Below are 14,564 nucleotides of genomic sequence, written 5' to 3'. Positions count from 1 at the left end.
GTCTTCCTCCAGGGTGTTGAACGACGCGAAAGAGTCCAGTGGCCAAGCCTGTGACCTGGGGCGGAACTCTTTTCCGCGCATGCGCGACCTCCCGCCTGCGCGCTGAACCGTTCCGTGGGCAGACGCGTACCCGGTAGGGCCGACGCATAACAGCCCGCGGTCGACGTGGAGGCGCGGACGGCGTGACGCGGGCGTGAGGCGGGCGTTAGACGCGGCTGGGAGCGTGGCGGGCCGGAGGGCCTCGTGTGGGCCCAGTGAATCCCGGCGAGTGCCAAGCGAAAGGGGAGCCGGATGACCGTAGTGACCGAACCGGCCGGATCAGCAGCCACCGGGGCGGTGCCGGCCCCGCTCACGTTCGAGCGGACCGTGCCACGTGGCCTCGTCCACCGGCACGCCCTGTCCGAGGTGTTCCTCACGGACAGCGCGCGCGTGGACGAGCACCGCTTCGTCGCCGCCGCCCAACTGCCGCCGTCCCACGCCTACTACACCGACCACATCACCCCGCCGGCCGTCGACCCGCTGCTGCTGCTCGAGTGCTGCCGCCAGGCGGAGACCCACGCCGTGCACACACATTTCGGTGCGCCGCTCGGTACGAAGTTCGTGCTGCAGGAGTGGTCGATGACCCTGTCGGACGCGGCTCGGACGCCGGCGGCGGGCGGCCCGGTGCCGGTGATCATCGAGGCAGGGACGCAGGACGCGCAGTGGATCGCCGGAACGCTGCGCGGACTCGGCTATCGCATGCGGGTGTCGGCATCAGGGCGCACCCTGGGCGAAGTGACCATGCGGGTGAAGTATGTGACCGAGGGCGTCTACGCGAAGCTCCGCGGCCGCGCCGCCGGCACGGCGCCGACGTCGGAGTCGTACCGCGGGGTGGAGAGCTCGGGCCTTGTGGAGCCGGGGCACGTGGGGCGTGGGCGGCCCGAGAACGTGGTGCTGCTCGACCCCGTGCGCACCGAGGACGCGGTGACCGCACGGCTGCGCGTGGCGGGCGGGCATCCGAGCCTGTTCGACCATCCGCAGGACCATGTGCCGGGCATGGTGCTCATGGAGGCGGGGCGGCAGGCGGCCCTGCTGTCGGCCCGGACGTTCACCGGTGACGGCCCGGACCGGTGGAGGGTCGGGGGACTGCGTGCGTCGTTCGGTGCGTACGCCGAGCTCGACGAGCCGCTGACCGTGCGCGCCCACCGGCCGGAGGGCGAGGAGACGCCCGGGCGGCCGACCGTCCGGATCGGCTTCGAGCAGGCCGGCCGCGATGTGGCGCAGGCCGTGTTCTCGCTGGAGCGCGCCGGGGACGGCACCGGGGAATGAGGGAGGCGGTGGCGGACCGGTGACGGTTCCGTGGCCCCGGCCGCGCCCGGCTCACCTCCCGGACGCGGCGGCGGATCACCGGGGCAGACGCGCTGCGGACCGTGTGGCGGGCGATCGGCCCGCCCCCATGCCTGTCACCGTCAGGGGGAGCGTGAGCAGCAGCAGGGCCGTCAGGGGCCAGGTCCAGCCGCCCGTGGCGTCGTGCAGCACACCCAGGGACAGCGGACCGCAGGCCGCCAGGCAGTAGCCCACGCTCTGGGCCATGCCGGACAGCGCGGCGGTCTGCGCGGGGTGCGAAGACCTGAGGTTGATCAGGGTGAGGGCGAGGCCGAGTTCCCCGCCCTGGCCCAGGCCGAGCAGAACGGCCCACACCAGCGCCCCGGTCACCGGTGCCAGGAGCAAACCGGTGAGCCCGGCTGCTGAGCACAGCACCACCGCGAGCGCCACCGGCGCCTGACCGCGCACACGGGCGGCGACCATCGGCACGAGCAGTGAGCTCGGGATGCTGGCCAGGCTGAGCACGGCCAGGACGCCGCCCGCTGCCGCTGCGCTCTCCCCCTGGTCCCGGTAGAACTGCGGCAGCCAGGCCATCAGCGCGTAGGCCAGCAGGGACTGCAGCCCCATGAAGAGGGTGAGCTGCCAGGCGAGGCCGCTGCGCCGGAGCCGGTGGCCGGCGGACGGGCCGTGCGGCCGCCCGGCCGGCCCCGGCAGCGTGGCCGGGCGGCCGGTGCGGCGGGACGGCCGCACCCAGAGAGCAGCGGCCGCAAGCGCGGGAACCGCCCAGACGGCGAGAGCGGGCCGCCAGTCCCCGCCCAGCGTCCGCTCGAGCGCAGCCGCTCCGCCCGCCGCGAGAGCGGCTCCGCCGCTGACGAGCATCGTGCTGACGCCGGTCAGCGTGCCGATGCGGTCGGGGAAGGCGCCGCGCACCACGCTGGGCAGCAGGACGTTGGCCACGGCGATGCAACAACCCGCCAGGACGGTGCCCGCGAAGAGCCAGCCGGAGCCGGGCAGGCAGCGCAGCGCGGCCCCGGCCGCGAGCCCGGTCAGGCAGCCCAGCAGGACCCGTGGCGCGCCGAAGCGGGCCGCGAGCGCCGGGGCGGCGGGCGCGAGCAGGCCGAGGCACAGCACGGGCACGGTGGTGAGGGCGCCCGACCCGGCGGTCGACAGTCCGCGGGCGTGCCTGATCTCCGGCAGCAGCGGGGACACCCCGGCCAGTACCAGGCGCAGGTTGACCGCCAGCAGCACGAGCGCGAGCACGGTGACGGTCCGGTCCGCCGGTGCCCTGACGGGCGGGGCGGAACCGGGTGCGGGTGGGGTGGCGGTGGGGGTCGAGCGCTGGGCGTTCGGCTCGCCGGACGGGGCGCTCATCGGGCTGCTCGCATCGGGGCGGGGCCGGTCGTGGACCGGCGGTCGTCCGGTGAGGGGTGCGGCGACGGCTGCGCCAGTGCGGCCGCCAGCTCCTGCCGTACCGTGGCCTGGTGCCGGGCGGTGAACGGGAACCAGTGGTCACCGTCGACGGCGTGGTGGCGGAAGGGACCCGTGGTGTGCCGGGCCCAGCCGGCCACGGCGGGCGCGTCCACCAGCCGGTCCCGGTCACCGGCGAGGGCGGTCACCGGAACGCTCAGCAGGACGTCCCCGGTGGCGGCCGCGGCGGCGCGGGTGAGCCGCAGGTCGGCGGCGAGCAGCCGGTCGGCGTGGTCCAGCAGCCCGGGATCGTCGAGTACCTCCTGGGGCACACCCTGGGACTCGAGCAGAGCACGCCGGCCCTCGGCATGGTCGAGCGCGTGCGGTACGGCGTGCGGGTCGCCGCCCGGTGGCGCCGCCGAGACCACCAGTGCGGTGCACAGGTCCGGGCGGGCGCCCGCCGCGGCCAGCGCGAGCAGGGCGCCGAGGCTGTGCCCGTGGAAGACGGTACGCACCGCGCGGGGCCCGTCCTGGGCGGCGCGGTCCGCCAGTTCGGTGACGATGCCGTCCACCACCTCGTCCAGCCCGACCACGGGCTCCTCACCGAAGCGGCGCTCGCGACCGGGGAGCGTCACGCCCACGAGTTCGCAGTCCGCGTGCAGCGGCGCGAGCAGGGGCAGGAACGCGTTGGGACCGGATGCCGCGTGCGGGAAGACGACGAGCCGGCGGCGCGGGGGCACGGTGCGGGGACGCAGGAGTGACGTCCACGGGCCGGGCCGGGCGGGCAACGGCGCGTGGTGGGACGGGGGAGGAGGGGAGGTACGGCAGCCGGATCGCACAGCCGGTCACGGTTCCTTTCCGGGCGGGGCTCCTGGGACGGGTTCGGCAGGGGCCGGCCCCTGAAGGGCGGGTAAAGGGCGGGGCCGGACGGCCCTCAGGAGGTCGCCGCCAAGAGCTCCGGCGTGAACAGGTCCTCCGCGGGCACCACACCCGCCACCGTGCCGAAGTAGCGGTCGGTCAGTTCCCGGTCCCCGGAGATCAGCCGCAGCAGTTCCAGCCGGTCGCGCTGGACCTCGAGCCGGGCGACGATCAGCGTGGAGCGGTACACGGGGTCCAGTGCCTCGTCGCGCTCTCGTGCGTACCGGGCGAGGGCGGCGTCGAGGGCCGCCCGGTCGCCCGGGTCGCGCAGCGGGCCGTCGACCCGGTCGGCGAGCAGATCGGCCTGGTAGAAGGCGTCGGTGATGCCGCGAGCGGTGATCGAGTCCTTGTGGTGGCCGGCGTCGCCCACCAGTGCCCATCCGGGTCCGGCCGCACGGCGGAAGTAGTTCTGCTGGTCACCGGTGCCGTAGAGCCGTTCCACGCGCCGGGCGTCGGCGAGGCGCCGGTACAGGCCGGGCGCGGTGTGGCGCACGGTGTCCAGGTAGGCCGCCTCCGGGTCGGCGCGGACCTGTCCGAACAGGCGCTGCGGGAAGTAGCTGACGACCACGGTGGCGTCGTCGTGGGTCCGCAGGGCGCCGACCCAGCTGCCCGGCCGCTCGTACAGCTCGAAGTCGGCCGGCAGATCCGTCCAGTAGCCGTAGTAGGCGCAGGTGGCCTTGGGGTCCTGGGCGATGTACGGGGCCTGCGCCAGGCGGGCCACGGTGGAGCGCATGCCGTCCGCCCCGACCACCAGGGTGGCCCGGGCCCGCACCGTGCGGCCGTCGTCCGCGTCCCGGTAGGCGACGCCGGTGACGCGGCCGTCCTCGTCCCGGAGGAGGCCGGTGACCGTGCATCCCTCGCGCAGCTCGGCGCCGGACTCGGCGGCCGCCCGCGCCAGCAGGGTGTCCAGCACGTGACGGCGAGGTCCGTAGGCGGCGCTCTGGCCGAGGTGCGGCGGGGCGGCGCCCTCCAGACGCACGCCGGACACCTCGTAGACGCTGCGGGCCAGAGGCGGGCAGCCGGTGGCACGCAGGCGGTCCAGCAGGCCCCAGGCCGCGAGGCGGGCGACGGCGGGCAGGTGCAGGTAGTGGGTGGACAGGGTGTCGCGGGGGAAGCGGGCCCGTTCCAGCAGCAGGACGCGGTGGCCCGCGCGGGCCAGGCGCATCGCGGTGGGGGCTCCGGCGCACCGGGCGCCGACGACGATCGCGTCGTACACAGGGTTCTCCATGGGGTCGGACTGCGAGTGGGGGCTGTACCGCGGACCGGGCCTACTGGGAGGTGCTGTCCAGGAGTTCGGCGATGCGGGCGGGGGTGCGCGCTCGCATGACGGCGGCGGCGGATACGGTGCTGTCCCGCTCCTGGCCGAGGCGAACGGCCAGACGGATCGCCGTGATGGAGGTGGCCCCATCTCGAACAGGTCGTCGTCCGCGCCGACCGTCACGCCGAGCAGCTCCCCGGCTTGGCGCACCACGCTGTCCCGGAGCGCGGTGCGGCCGTCTGCCGGGACCGTGACGTGAGGATCCGCGGGCCGGCCGGCTGTGTCGCCGCCCGCCGGGAACGCGTTCCGCGGGTCCGTGCCGGTGGCCCGGTCGGCCGCGAGGGCGAGCAGGCGCCGGGTGTCCGTCTTGCCGGTGGGCGTCAGGGGAAGGCCGGGCAGCAGATGGACGCGGTCCGGCACCGAAGCCGACGGGAGCACGGCGGCGACCGCCGCCCGCACCTCCTCGGGTGCGGGCGCCGCCTCCGGATCCCGGGGGACGCAGAAGGCCTCCAGGTGTACGCCGTCCGGTCCGCCGTCGACGGGCAGGACCACCGCCTGCCGGACGCCGGCGGCGGCTGTCTCCTCCAGACGGCGCTCGGTCTCGGCGGGGTCCACACGTACCCCGCGGATCTTGAGCTGCCGGTCCCGCCGGCCGAGGATCTCCAGCTCACCGTCCTCGGTCATACGGCCGAGGTCGCCGGTCAGGTACAGGCGCAGCGGAGCGCCGCCGGGCCCGGACGGCAGCACGGGGTAGCGGTCGGCCGTGCCCGCCGGATCGCCGAGGTACCCGATGGCGAGTCCGCTGCCCGCCAGGGCGATCTCACCGGTGGCGCCGCGCGGCACCGTCCGCAGGCGGTCGTCGAGGACGTACACCGATGTGCCCGCCATGGGACGGCCGACGGGCAGGTCACGGGCCGGATCGGGGGCGAAGCCCACCTCGTGGGCGGTGGCGAACACGGTGCACTCGACGGGCCCGTAGCCGTCGAGCAGCCGTAGACCGGGGTGGGCGGCGCGGCAGGCGGCCATGCGGCGCGGTGAGACCCGGTCGCCGCCGGTCATCAGCAGGGTGAGGCCGGTGAAGCAACCGGGGTCCTCGTCGGTGAAGGCGTGGAACAGACCGGTTGTCAGGAACAGGGTGTTGACGCCCGCCGCCACCGCCGCACGCACGTCGGCCGAGGTGGGCAGCCGGCCGTCGTGCAGCACCGTGCTTCCGCCCACGACCAGAGGCGCCCACAGTTCCAGCGAGAAGGCGTCCCACGGCACCGGCGCCGTCTGGAACATGCGCGTGGTGGCGTCGAGGGCCAGCAGGGGGTCGCGGGCGATCCGGATCAGACCGGCATGCGTCGACAGGACGGCCTTGGGCGAACCCGTCGTTCCCGACGTGAAGAACACCGCACACGGCGGGCGCCCGTCGCGGGGCAGGGGCTTCCCGGGACGCGAGTGCCCCGTGGGCCGCAGCCCCTCGGGGCCGATCAGCAGGCGGGCGCCGCATCGGCGCACGGCCTCCGCCCGGCGGGCCGGGGGCCACTCCTCGTCCAGCGCCAGGTAGGCGGCGTCGCGGGCGAGCACGGCCAGCAGGGTGGCCACCAGTTCCGCTCCGCGCGGCAGGTGCACGGCGATCACGTCGCCGGGTCGGACGCCCCGTGCGGCGAGGTCCCCGGCCACCTCCTCGGCGCGGCACCACAGCTCTCGGTACGTCACCAACCGGCCGCGGTCCACCACCGCGACGGCCTCGGGCGTGACCTGGGCCCAGTTCCTGACGATCCGGTCGATCCGGTCGCCCTCGCCGGTGAACTCGGGTCCATGGGCGACGGACGGCGCCACCGGGGCGGCCGGGCCGTCGGTGTGTTCGGACGTGGACGCGGACAAGGGTGCGGTGGTCATCGCGGTCCTTTCTCGGCGCTGCGCGGCAGCATGGGGGAGGGGCCGAGCCGTCGGGGTGCGGGTGGGTGCCCGGGGAGCCGCCGGGCCGGTGCCGGACGTGGGAGGGAACGGACCAGGCCCCGGGGGACCTCCCGGCGTGTGGGTGTGCCCCGGACCGCCGGGCCGGCACCGGGCGTGGTGGTGGGTGTGGTGGGGCGCGGGGCCCGCGGTCCGCCCGGTCGGTCATTGCGGCTGCCGCGCGGGCGGCCGGGCGGGTAGGCGGCCGAAAGGCCGCCGGACCCGCGGCATCGCCCCGTCGCCGTGTGCGTCTGTCCGGCTCGAGCCGCCGGGCCGCTGCCGAGCGGGAGGGCCGCCGGGTTCATGACCGCCCGCCGGCGTCCGGGGCGTGTGCCCCGTGAGCCGCTCGGCGTACGGGGCCGGAGGGTTGCCGGGCCCGCACAACCTCCGGTGCGGGCGCCGTCGTTCCTCGCTCGAGGGCCGAAGCCGGCGGACCGCGCCGGCGCCCGCGGGTGTTCAGGCGTCCTGGTCCGCGGTCGCCGCCTCCAGGTCGCGGTCGCGTACCAGGGTGAAGATGGCGACAGCACCGGCGAAGGCGACGCAGGCGAGGACGACGTACACCACGCTCCAGCCGTGCTCGAGGCCCTGCACGGCCCGCTGCACCAGGTTCTCCCCTCCGCTGCGGCGCACCGAGGACAGCCTGCCCTGCACCACGTCGTCGGCCAGCGTGCCGCTGTCCGGTCCGCCGGCGCCGGACAGCCGCTGCCGCGTCGCGGTGAGCAGCAACCCGCCGACGCAGGCCACGCCTATCGTCTCGCCCGCCACGCGCAGCGTGTTGAACATGCCCGACGCCATGCCGGCGCGGTCCGGTTCCACCACACTGACGGCCGCGTTGTCCATCACGCCGAACGCGAGGCCGATGCCGACGCCCGCGAGCAGCAGTGCGGCGTACATTCCGGTGCGCGAGGAGACCGGGTCGGTGAGGGTCATCAGCAGCAGGGCCACGGCGAGCACGGCGGGACCGACGGCCAGCAGGGTGCGCACCGACAGCCTTTTGACGAGCGCCCCGGAGAACAGCGGCAGCACGAACACCGGCAGGGTGAGCGGCAGCAGCATCGCGCCGGACATCGTGGAGCCGGCACCGCCCGCTCCCTGGAAGTAGGGCGGCAGGTAGACCAGCAGCGCGGCGAAGGCGAAGACGATGCTGACGGGCTGCCAGATGATGGCGACGAAGGTGGGGCGGCGCAGCAGGCTCAGGTCGAACATCGGCTCGCCGCTGCGCAGTTCCACGGCGACGAACGCGGCGAGGAAGACCGCGGCACCCGCGAACGAGCCGAGCGTCTGCGGACCGGTCCAGCCGTGCGAGGGCCCCTCGACGAAGGCGAGAGCGAGCAGCAGCAGAGCGAGGGTGAAGGTGACGACGCCCGGCTTGTCGATCCGCCGGGCTTCGGGGTTGCGGGACTCGGGCAGGGGCCGCGCCAGCACGAGGACGACGGCGCCGAGGACCACGTTGACGAGGAAGACCGCGTGCCAGGAGGCCGCGCCCACGAGCAGGCCGGAGAGGAAGGGACCCATCGCCAGGCCGAAACCGATCGAGGCGCCGAAGATGCCGAAGGCCCGGGCCCGCGCGGCCCCGCCGAAGGTGTGCGCGAGCAGGGTCGAGCCGCTGGTGAGGACAGCCGCGGCGCCCATGCCCTGGAGGAACCGGGCACCGTCCACGAGCGCGATGGCGGGGGCGATGCCGGCCACCAGCGAGGCCAGCGCGAAGACGGTGGTGCCGGCCAGGAACATGCGGCGCCGCCCGTACAGGTCGGCGGCCGACCCGGCGGCCAGCATGAAGGCCGTGAAGGCGACGTTGTAGGCGTTGAGGACCCATTGGGTGGACGCGGCCGAGGCGTGCAGCGCGCCGGACATCTCGGCGAGCGCGACGCCGGGTCCGGTCACGGAGATGGGGAGCATGACGGCCGCCAGGGCGATGGCCGCCAGGACGCGGGTGGGGCCGGGTGCGGGCTTGCCGCCGTCGGCGGCGGCCGGCCCGACTCGGGTGGCGGCCCGTGCGGCAGCCGGCTCTGCTTCGGCAGGTGTCTGGGACATCGGGAGGCTTCCTGTGTCGGTGCCTGGGGGTGGGGGCAGGACGGGCGCGGTCAGGCGGGCAGCGCCGCCCGACCGGACCGCAGTACGTCGCCGAGCTCGGCGAAGGAGGCGACCCGCGCGTCGATGTAGGAGCCGAACGGCGCCACATCGGCGTCGGTGAAGACCTCCCCGCGCATCAGGACGGTGCGCAGTCCGGCGATCTTGGCGGCGCGCAGTGCCAGCGGGGAGTCGTCGACGAGCAGCCAGCGTTCCGGGTGCGCCTCGTGCTCCGCGGCGAGCAACGCGGTGTAGGTGTCCGGATCGGCCTTGGAGGCGTGGTCGAGGGAGACGAAGTCCCGCTCCTCGAAGAGACCGTCGAGCAGGGCGCGGCGCGCCGTCGTGCGGTCCATGGTGGAGAAGACCCGCAGGCGCACGCCGTGGGCGCGCTGTTCGGCGCAGAACTCCTCCACTCCCTGGCCGAGCGTGAGCGGGATGCCGGCGACCGAGGTGAGCGAGCGCAGCGCCGCGATCTCGGCCGCGAGGTGCTGCTCGATGCCGAGTCCGGCGAACAGCACCCGCAGGCTGTCGCGCTGCGGGAAGGTGCTGATGGCCTTGAACTGGGCGGCGGTGGCGGCGTGGGGAAGGTCGGTGTGGCGGTTGATGCCCTCGTGCAGGGCTCGCAGCAGCAGGCTGGACGCGTTGAGGCTCAGCACACCGTCGAAATCCAGTAGCACGGTGTGCGCGCGGGTGTCGCGGTCCACGGCATGGCTCCTTCCGGGTGGGGAGGGTACCGACCCGACGCGGGGGAAGGGCCGGGTCGGTACGTCAGGGGCGCCGGCTCAGCCGCGCCAGACGGCGTGCGCGGCGGCCTCGGCGTCGAGGGTGCGCAGCAGTTCCTCGTCGATGGCGTGCAGCGAGTCGACGATGTGGCGGGTGCCGGCCTCGCGCATCAGCTGCGGCTGGAAGCTGTGCTCGAAGGAGCTGGGGTGCCCGATGAAGGGGATGTCGAGGGCGCGGGCCACCTCTGCGACCCGGGCCACGTCGTCGATGAAGAGCACCTGGTCGTACTCGAGGCCGAACACCTCGGTGGTGATCTCGCGCAGCCCGGGGCGGAAGTCGTTGGTGCAGACGTAGCGGGGCTCGTCGAACAGGTCGGCGTGCTCGCCCAGATAGCGGTCGAAGTGGGAGGCGTCCAGACCGCCGTAGCTCACCGTCTTCAGGCCGAGCGCGCGCAGCCGGCGCAGCAGGTCGACGGCGCCGTCGAGAAGCCGGACCGGGTGGTCCTGGACGTACTCCTCGCGTTCCTTGAAGTAGACGTCGATGGCCTCCTGCGCCGTCCAGGGCATCCGGGCCGCGTTGGCCATGCCCTGGCCGCCCACCAGCTGCGGCTGGGAGAAGATGCTGCGCTCGACATCGGCGGTGTACGTGCCGCCCCGGCTGACGATGAAGTTGTGGATGACGGGGCTGAACGTGTCGTTGAGCAGGACGCCGTCGATGTTGACGGCGGCCAGCTGCAGCTGCTGGAGCTTGTCTGCCACGGGTGTTTCCGTTTCTGGGTGTCGTCGGGGGTGGTGTGTTCGGTGTGCCGGTGGCGGTCAGTGGCCGACGGTGGCCATGCCCGCGGGGTCGTACCGCTCACCGGACACGGCACCCGGCGGGACGGCGGCCTCGACGGCGGCCAACTGATCGGCGGTCAGTTCGACATCGGCTGCGGCGAGGTTCTCCCGCAGGTAGGTCTCACGGCGGGTGCCGGGGATGGGCACGATGTCCTCACCGCGGGACAGCAGCCAGGCGAGCGCGAGCTGGACGGGCGTGCAGCCGGCGTCGCGGGCGACCTCGCGCAGCCGCTCGACCATCCGGGCATTGCGCTCCAGGTGCTCCTCCTGGAACCGCGGGTGCGAGTGCCGGAAGTCGGCGGGGTCCAGGTCCTCGGGCCGTGTGATGGCCCCGGTCAGGAAGCCCCGGCCGATCGGTGAGTAGGCCACGAGGGCGGTCCCGAGTTCCCGCGCGGCGGGCAGGATCTCCTGCTCGACCTCGCGGGTCCACAGGGAGTACTCGGTCTGCAGGGCCGCGATCGGGTGCACGGCGTGCGCCCTGCGCAGCGTCTCGGCACTGACCTCCGACAGGCCGAGGTGACGGACCTTGCCGGCGGTCACCAGTTCCGCCATGGCGCCGACGGTCTCCTCGATGGGGATGTCGGGGCTGCGCCGGTGGAGGTAGTAGAGGTCCACGTGGTCGACGCCGAGCCGCTTCAGCGAGGCGTCGATGGCCTGCCGGCAGTACTCGGGGCTCGAGTCGACCTGGCGGCCCTGCCGGGGGTCGCGTTCGTCGCGCCGGATGCCGAACTTGGTGGCGAGGACCACCTGGTCCCGGCGGCCGGCCACCGCTCGCCCGACGAGCCGCTCGTTGTGGCCCTTGCCGTACATGTCGGCGGTGTCGAGCAGGGTGACGCCCAGATCCAGCGCCGCCTCGAGCGTGCGCAGGCTCTGCGCCTCGTCGGTGGGGCCGTAGAACTCCGACATGCCCATACAGCCGAGGCCGATGGCCGATACCGACGGACCGTCCGTACCCATCCTGCGTTGCCGCACTGGTGTGTCTCCTCGTACGCGTTTGCGAACCGGGTGGCCGGTGCGTCGCCGTGTGCACGGCGCGCTCCCACGGGCGCCAACTGCCGGTGATTCGGCCGCCGGTGCCTCGACCATGGTGGCAACCCGGGCTCCCGCAGGGCTCATTTGGCACTCACGGCCCGACGTGAGCGGCGTATGGGCGTGCGGTGAGCGGAAGTGGAGCAGCCGTTGCCACAGTGAAGTTCTGCGATCGGTTCCGGGATCAGCGACCCGGCACCGGTCGGCGGACGGCACGGCAGTGAGAAGGAGTGTGCAGTGATCGCTAGGGCAGGCGAGGGCCTGAGGACGGCCGGGGGCGGCGCCCGGCTGCGACCGGGCAGCGGCGACGGAGGAGTCGGATGAGCGGGAGCGGCCGCGCGGCGGTGGTGGCCGGGCTCGGCGCCTGGGTGCCGCCGACCGCGGTCACCAACGACGCGCTCGCCCGGCAGTTGGACACCTCCGACGAGTGGATCCGCAGCCGTACCGGGATCGCGTCCCGGCACGTGGTGGATCCCGGTACGGCCACCGGTGACCTCGCCGTGGAAGCGGGACGCCGGGCGCTGAAGTCCGCCGCGACGGACGCCGCCGACGTGGTGGTGCTCGCCACCAGCACCCCGGACCGCCCCTGCCCGGCGACGGCCCCGGAGGTGGCGAGCCGGCTCGGGCTGGGCGAGGTCTGCGCCTTCGACGTCGCCGCGGTGTGCACCGGCTTCGTCTACGCCCTCGGCGTCTCGGCGGGGCTGGTGGCGTCCGGGTTCGCCCGGACGGTGCTGGTCGTCGGCGCGGACACGTTCTCGACCATCCTCGACCCGGCCGACCGGACCACCCGGGCGATCTTCGGCGACGGGGCCGGCGCCATGGTGCTGCGCGCCGGGGACCCGGACGAACCCGGGGCCCTGCGGGGGCTGCACCTGGGCAGCGACGGCAGCCGCAGCGACCTCATCCAGGTCGCCGCCGGCGGCTCCCGGCAACGGTCCACCGGCCTGCCCGCCGACGAGGCGGCCACCTACTTCACGATGGAGGGCCGCCCGGTCTTCGCCGAGGCCGTACGGCACATGGCCAAGTCCGTGGAGGTGACGGCCGCCGCGCTGGGCGGGACGCCCGCGGACCTCGACCGGATCGTGCTGCACCAGGCCAACGCCCGGATCCTCGCTGCGGTCGCCGAACGGGTAGGGGTGCCGCTCGAGCGTTTCCCTTCCAACATCGAACGGGTCGGCAACACGGTGGCCGCCTCCGTCCCGCTCGCACTCGCCGACGCGATCAGCGACGGGACCCTGCTTCCCGGCCAGCGGGTTGTGCTAGGCGGCTTCGGCGGCGGTCTGACCTGGGGGTCGGTGGGCCTGGTGTGGCCGGAGGTCCTCCCGGCCTGAGGCCCCTCCCCTCGTGCACACCCGACGCCCCCGTCACGTCGTCATCGGAGGCCTTCCGGCCGGCCCCGGTGACCCTTTCCCCACGACACGGCGGCCCGCCCGACGGCCGGGCGCCTTTCCACCCTCAGGAGCACACCATGCAGGACATCCAGGAGCACACCGCCTCGCAGCCCGCCGCACAGCGCATCTCGGCGCTCCTGTCGGGACACTTCAAGGTCAAGCCCGAGGCGATCACCCCGGGCGTGACCCTGGGCGAGCTGTCCTTCGACTCGCTGGTCCTCATCGAGCTCGGGCTCGTCCTGGACAAGGAGTTCGGCGTCCGTATCGAGGACGGCGAGCTGACCGAGGAGCAGACGCTGGACGACGTCGTCGGCCTGCTCGCCGCCAAGGGAGCGTCGGTCTGATGGCGGGCGGCAACGACGCCATAGCCGTCACCGGCCTCGGACTGGTGACCCCGGCCGGGATCGGCGTCGAGGAGAACTGGGAGCGCCTTCTCACCGGCCGCTCCTGCGCCACGCGCGACGACACCCTCGGCGACCTGTCGGCCGACTTCTCCTGCCGGGTGCCGGGCTTCGACGCGCAGGAACTGCTGGGCGGATTCGCCTCCTGGCAGCTGGAGCGGTTCGTTCAGCTCGCGCTCGTGGCCTCCCGCATGGCCGTCCGGGACGCCGGCCTCGATCCCGAGAGCTGGGACGGCACTCGCGTCGGTGTGGTGCTCGGCAACTCGCTGGGCGGTGCCGCGACTCTGGAGGAGCAGTACCGGACGCTGTCCGAGGACGGTCCGGCCCGGGTCTCCCCGTTGCTGGTGACCAAGTACATGCCGAACATGCTCGCCGGGTATGTGGCCATCGACTGCGGCGCCCGCGGTCCCAGCCTGGTGACCGCCACCGCCTGCGCCTCCGGTGCCACGGCCGTCGGCACGGCCCGGGACCTGTTGCGCGCGGGCGCCTGCGACATCGTGCTGGCCGGTGCCGGCGAGTCGGCGCTCACCCCGACGGTGATGGCCGGACTGTGCCGGATGGGGGCTCTGTCCAAGTCCGGACAGGAACCCGAGTACGCGGGCAGGCCGTTCGACGCCGAACGGGACGGCTTCGTGGCCGCCGAGGCCGCCGGTGTCCTGGTACTGGAGCGGGCCGCCGACGCCCGCGCCCGTGGTGGCCGGATCCGCTCGCTGGTCAGCGGCTACGCGGCCGCCTCCGACGCACACCACGCGACGGCCCCCCATCCCGACGGCGAGGGCATCGAGCGGGCGCTGAGGGCGGCACTCGCGGACGCCGAGGTGGCACCGTCCGAGGTGCGGCACGTCAACGCGCACGGCACCGCGACGCCGATGAACGACCTCGTCGAGGGCACCATGCTGGGGCGGGTCGTCGGCGGCGGGGCCGCGGTGACCTCCACCAAGGGGGTCACCGGCCACGCCCTGGCCGCGGCCGGCGCGATCGAGGCCGCGTACACGGTCCTGGCCGTGCAACACGGGGTGATCCCGCCCACGGCCAACCTGAAGAACCCCGACCCGGCCCTCGACCTGGACCTGGTCGCCGGCGAACCCCGTACGGCCCGCGTGGACGTGGCCGTGAGCACATCGCTGGGCTTCGGCGGCCACAACGCCGCGCTGGTCTTCACCGCGGCCTGAACCTTGCCGAACCGCGCCGTGGGGGGGGGGCGGGCGGCGCGGGGCGGCGGCGCGGCCGGGGCCCCCGCCCCCCGCGCCCCCCCCCCCCGCCGCCCCCGCAACCCACAAAACCA

Annotated in this window: 11 protein-coding genes and 2 pseudogenes; 4 read left to right on the top strand and 9 right to left on the bottom strand. The window is 74.4% G+C overall.

Annotated features, from left to right (window positions below; genetic code table 11):
* The first annotated feature begins 291 nt into the window (after positions 1-291).
* Complete coding sequence (locus tag ABZ919_RS05640; protein WP_361243142.1) at positions 292-1,308, top strand: ScbA/BarX family gamma-butyrolactone biosynthesis protein; 1,017 nt, start codon at positions 292-294, stop codon at positions 1,306-1,308.
* 75 nt (positions 1,309-1,383) lie between these two features.
* On the opposite strand, the gene ABZ919_RS05635 is transcribed toward ABZ919_RS05640, so the two are convergent.
* The 9 genes and pseudogenes from ABZ919_RS05635 to ABZ919_RS05595 all read right to left on the bottom strand — a co-directional run bounded on the left by ABZ919_RS05635 (position 1,384) and on the right by ABZ919_RS05595 (position 11,415).
* A complete protein-coding gene (locus tag ABZ919_RS05635) occupies positions 1,384-2,676 on the bottom strand; it encodes an MFS transporter (protein WP_361243140.1) in 1,293 nt (430 codons plus the stop codon).
* Positions 2,673-3,500 (bottom strand): alpha/beta fold hydrolase, encoded by an 828-nt coding sequence (locus tag ABZ919_RS05630; protein WP_361243138.1) that lies wholly within the window; start codon positions 3,498-3,500, stop codon positions 2,673-2,675. The genes ABZ919_RS05635 and ABZ919_RS05630 overlap by 4 nt, the downstream gene beginning before the upstream one ends.
* A gap of 146 nt (positions 3,501-3,646) precedes the next feature.
* Positions 3,647-4,828 (bottom strand): annotated as a pseudogene (locus tag ABZ919_RS05625) (FAD-dependent oxidoreductase); the annotation flags it as partial.
* A 70-nt stretch (positions 4,829-4,898) separates the two neighbouring features.
* Positions 4,899-5,009 carry a hypothetical protein gene (locus tag ABZ919_RS05620; RefSeq protein WP_361243489.1) on the bottom strand — a complete coding sequence of 37 codons (111 nt, stop codon included), beginning with the start codon at positions 5,007-5,009 and terminating at the stop codon, positions 4,899-4,901.
* Positions 5,010-5,266: 257 nt separating this feature from the next.
* Positions 5,267-6,772, bottom strand: a pseudogene (locus ABZ919_RS05615) (AMP-binding protein); the annotation flags it as partial.
* Positions 6,773-7,285: 513 nt separating this feature from the next.
* Complete coding sequence (locus ABZ919_RS05610; RefSeq protein ID WP_361243136.1) at positions 7,286-8,863, bottom strand: MFS transporter; 1,578 nt, start codon at positions 8,861-8,863, stop codon at positions 7,286-7,288.
* 50 nt (positions 8,864-8,913) lie between these two features.
* Positions 8,914-9,603: an HAD-IA family hydrolase gene (locus tag ABZ919_RS05605; protein ID WP_361243134.1), complete on the bottom strand. Its 690-nt coding sequence runs from the start codon at positions 9,601-9,603 to the stop codon at positions 8,914-8,916.
* A gap of 78 nt (positions 9,604-9,681) precedes the next feature.
* On the bottom strand, positions 9,682-10,380 hold the full coding sequence (locus ABZ919_RS05600) for an HAD family phosphatase (protein WP_361243132.1): 699 nt from the start codon (positions 10,378-10,380) through the stop codon (positions 9,682-9,684).
* A 57-nt stretch (positions 10,381-10,437) separates the two neighbouring features.
* Positions 10,438-11,415 carry an aldo/keto reductase gene (locus ABZ919_RS05595; protein WP_361243487.1) on the bottom strand — a complete coding sequence of 326 codons (978 nt, stop codon included), beginning with the start codon at positions 11,413-11,415 and terminating at the stop codon, positions 10,438-10,440.
* 392 nt (positions 11,416-11,807) lie between these two features.
* On the opposite strand from ABZ919_RS05595, the gene ABZ919_RS05590 reads away from it, so the two are divergent.
* The 3 genes from ABZ919_RS05590 to ABZ919_RS05580 all read left to right on the top strand — a co-directional run bounded on the left by ABZ919_RS05590 (position 11,808) and on the right by ABZ919_RS05580 (position 14,451).
* Positions 11,808-12,818, top strand: a complete 1,011-nt coding sequence (locus ABZ919_RS05590) for a beta-ketoacyl-ACP synthase III (RefSeq protein ID WP_361243130.1) — start codon at positions 11,808-11,810, stop codon at positions 12,816-12,818.
* Between the two features lie 137 nt (positions 12,819-12,955).
* Positions 12,956-13,222, top strand: a complete 267-nt coding sequence (locus tag ABZ919_RS05585) for an acyl carrier protein (RefSeq protein WP_361243129.1) — start codon at positions 12,956-12,958, stop codon at positions 13,220-13,222.
* Complete coding sequence (locus ABZ919_RS05580) at positions 13,222-14,451, top strand: beta-ketoacyl-[acyl-carrier-protein] synthase family protein (RefSeq protein WP_361243127.1); 1,230 nt, start codon at positions 13,222-13,224, stop codon at positions 14,449-14,451. The genes ABZ919_RS05585 and ABZ919_RS05580 overlap by 1 nt, the downstream gene beginning before the upstream one ends.
* The last annotated feature ends 113 nt before the right edge of the window (positions 14,452-14,564 follow it).

The organism is Streptomyces sp. NPDC046759, assembly GCF_040645475.1.
GTDB lineage: Bacteria > Actinomycetota > Actinomycetes > Streptomycetales > Streptomycetaceae > Streptomyces.
This window is presented reverse-complemented; position numbering and strand designations above follow the sequence as displayed.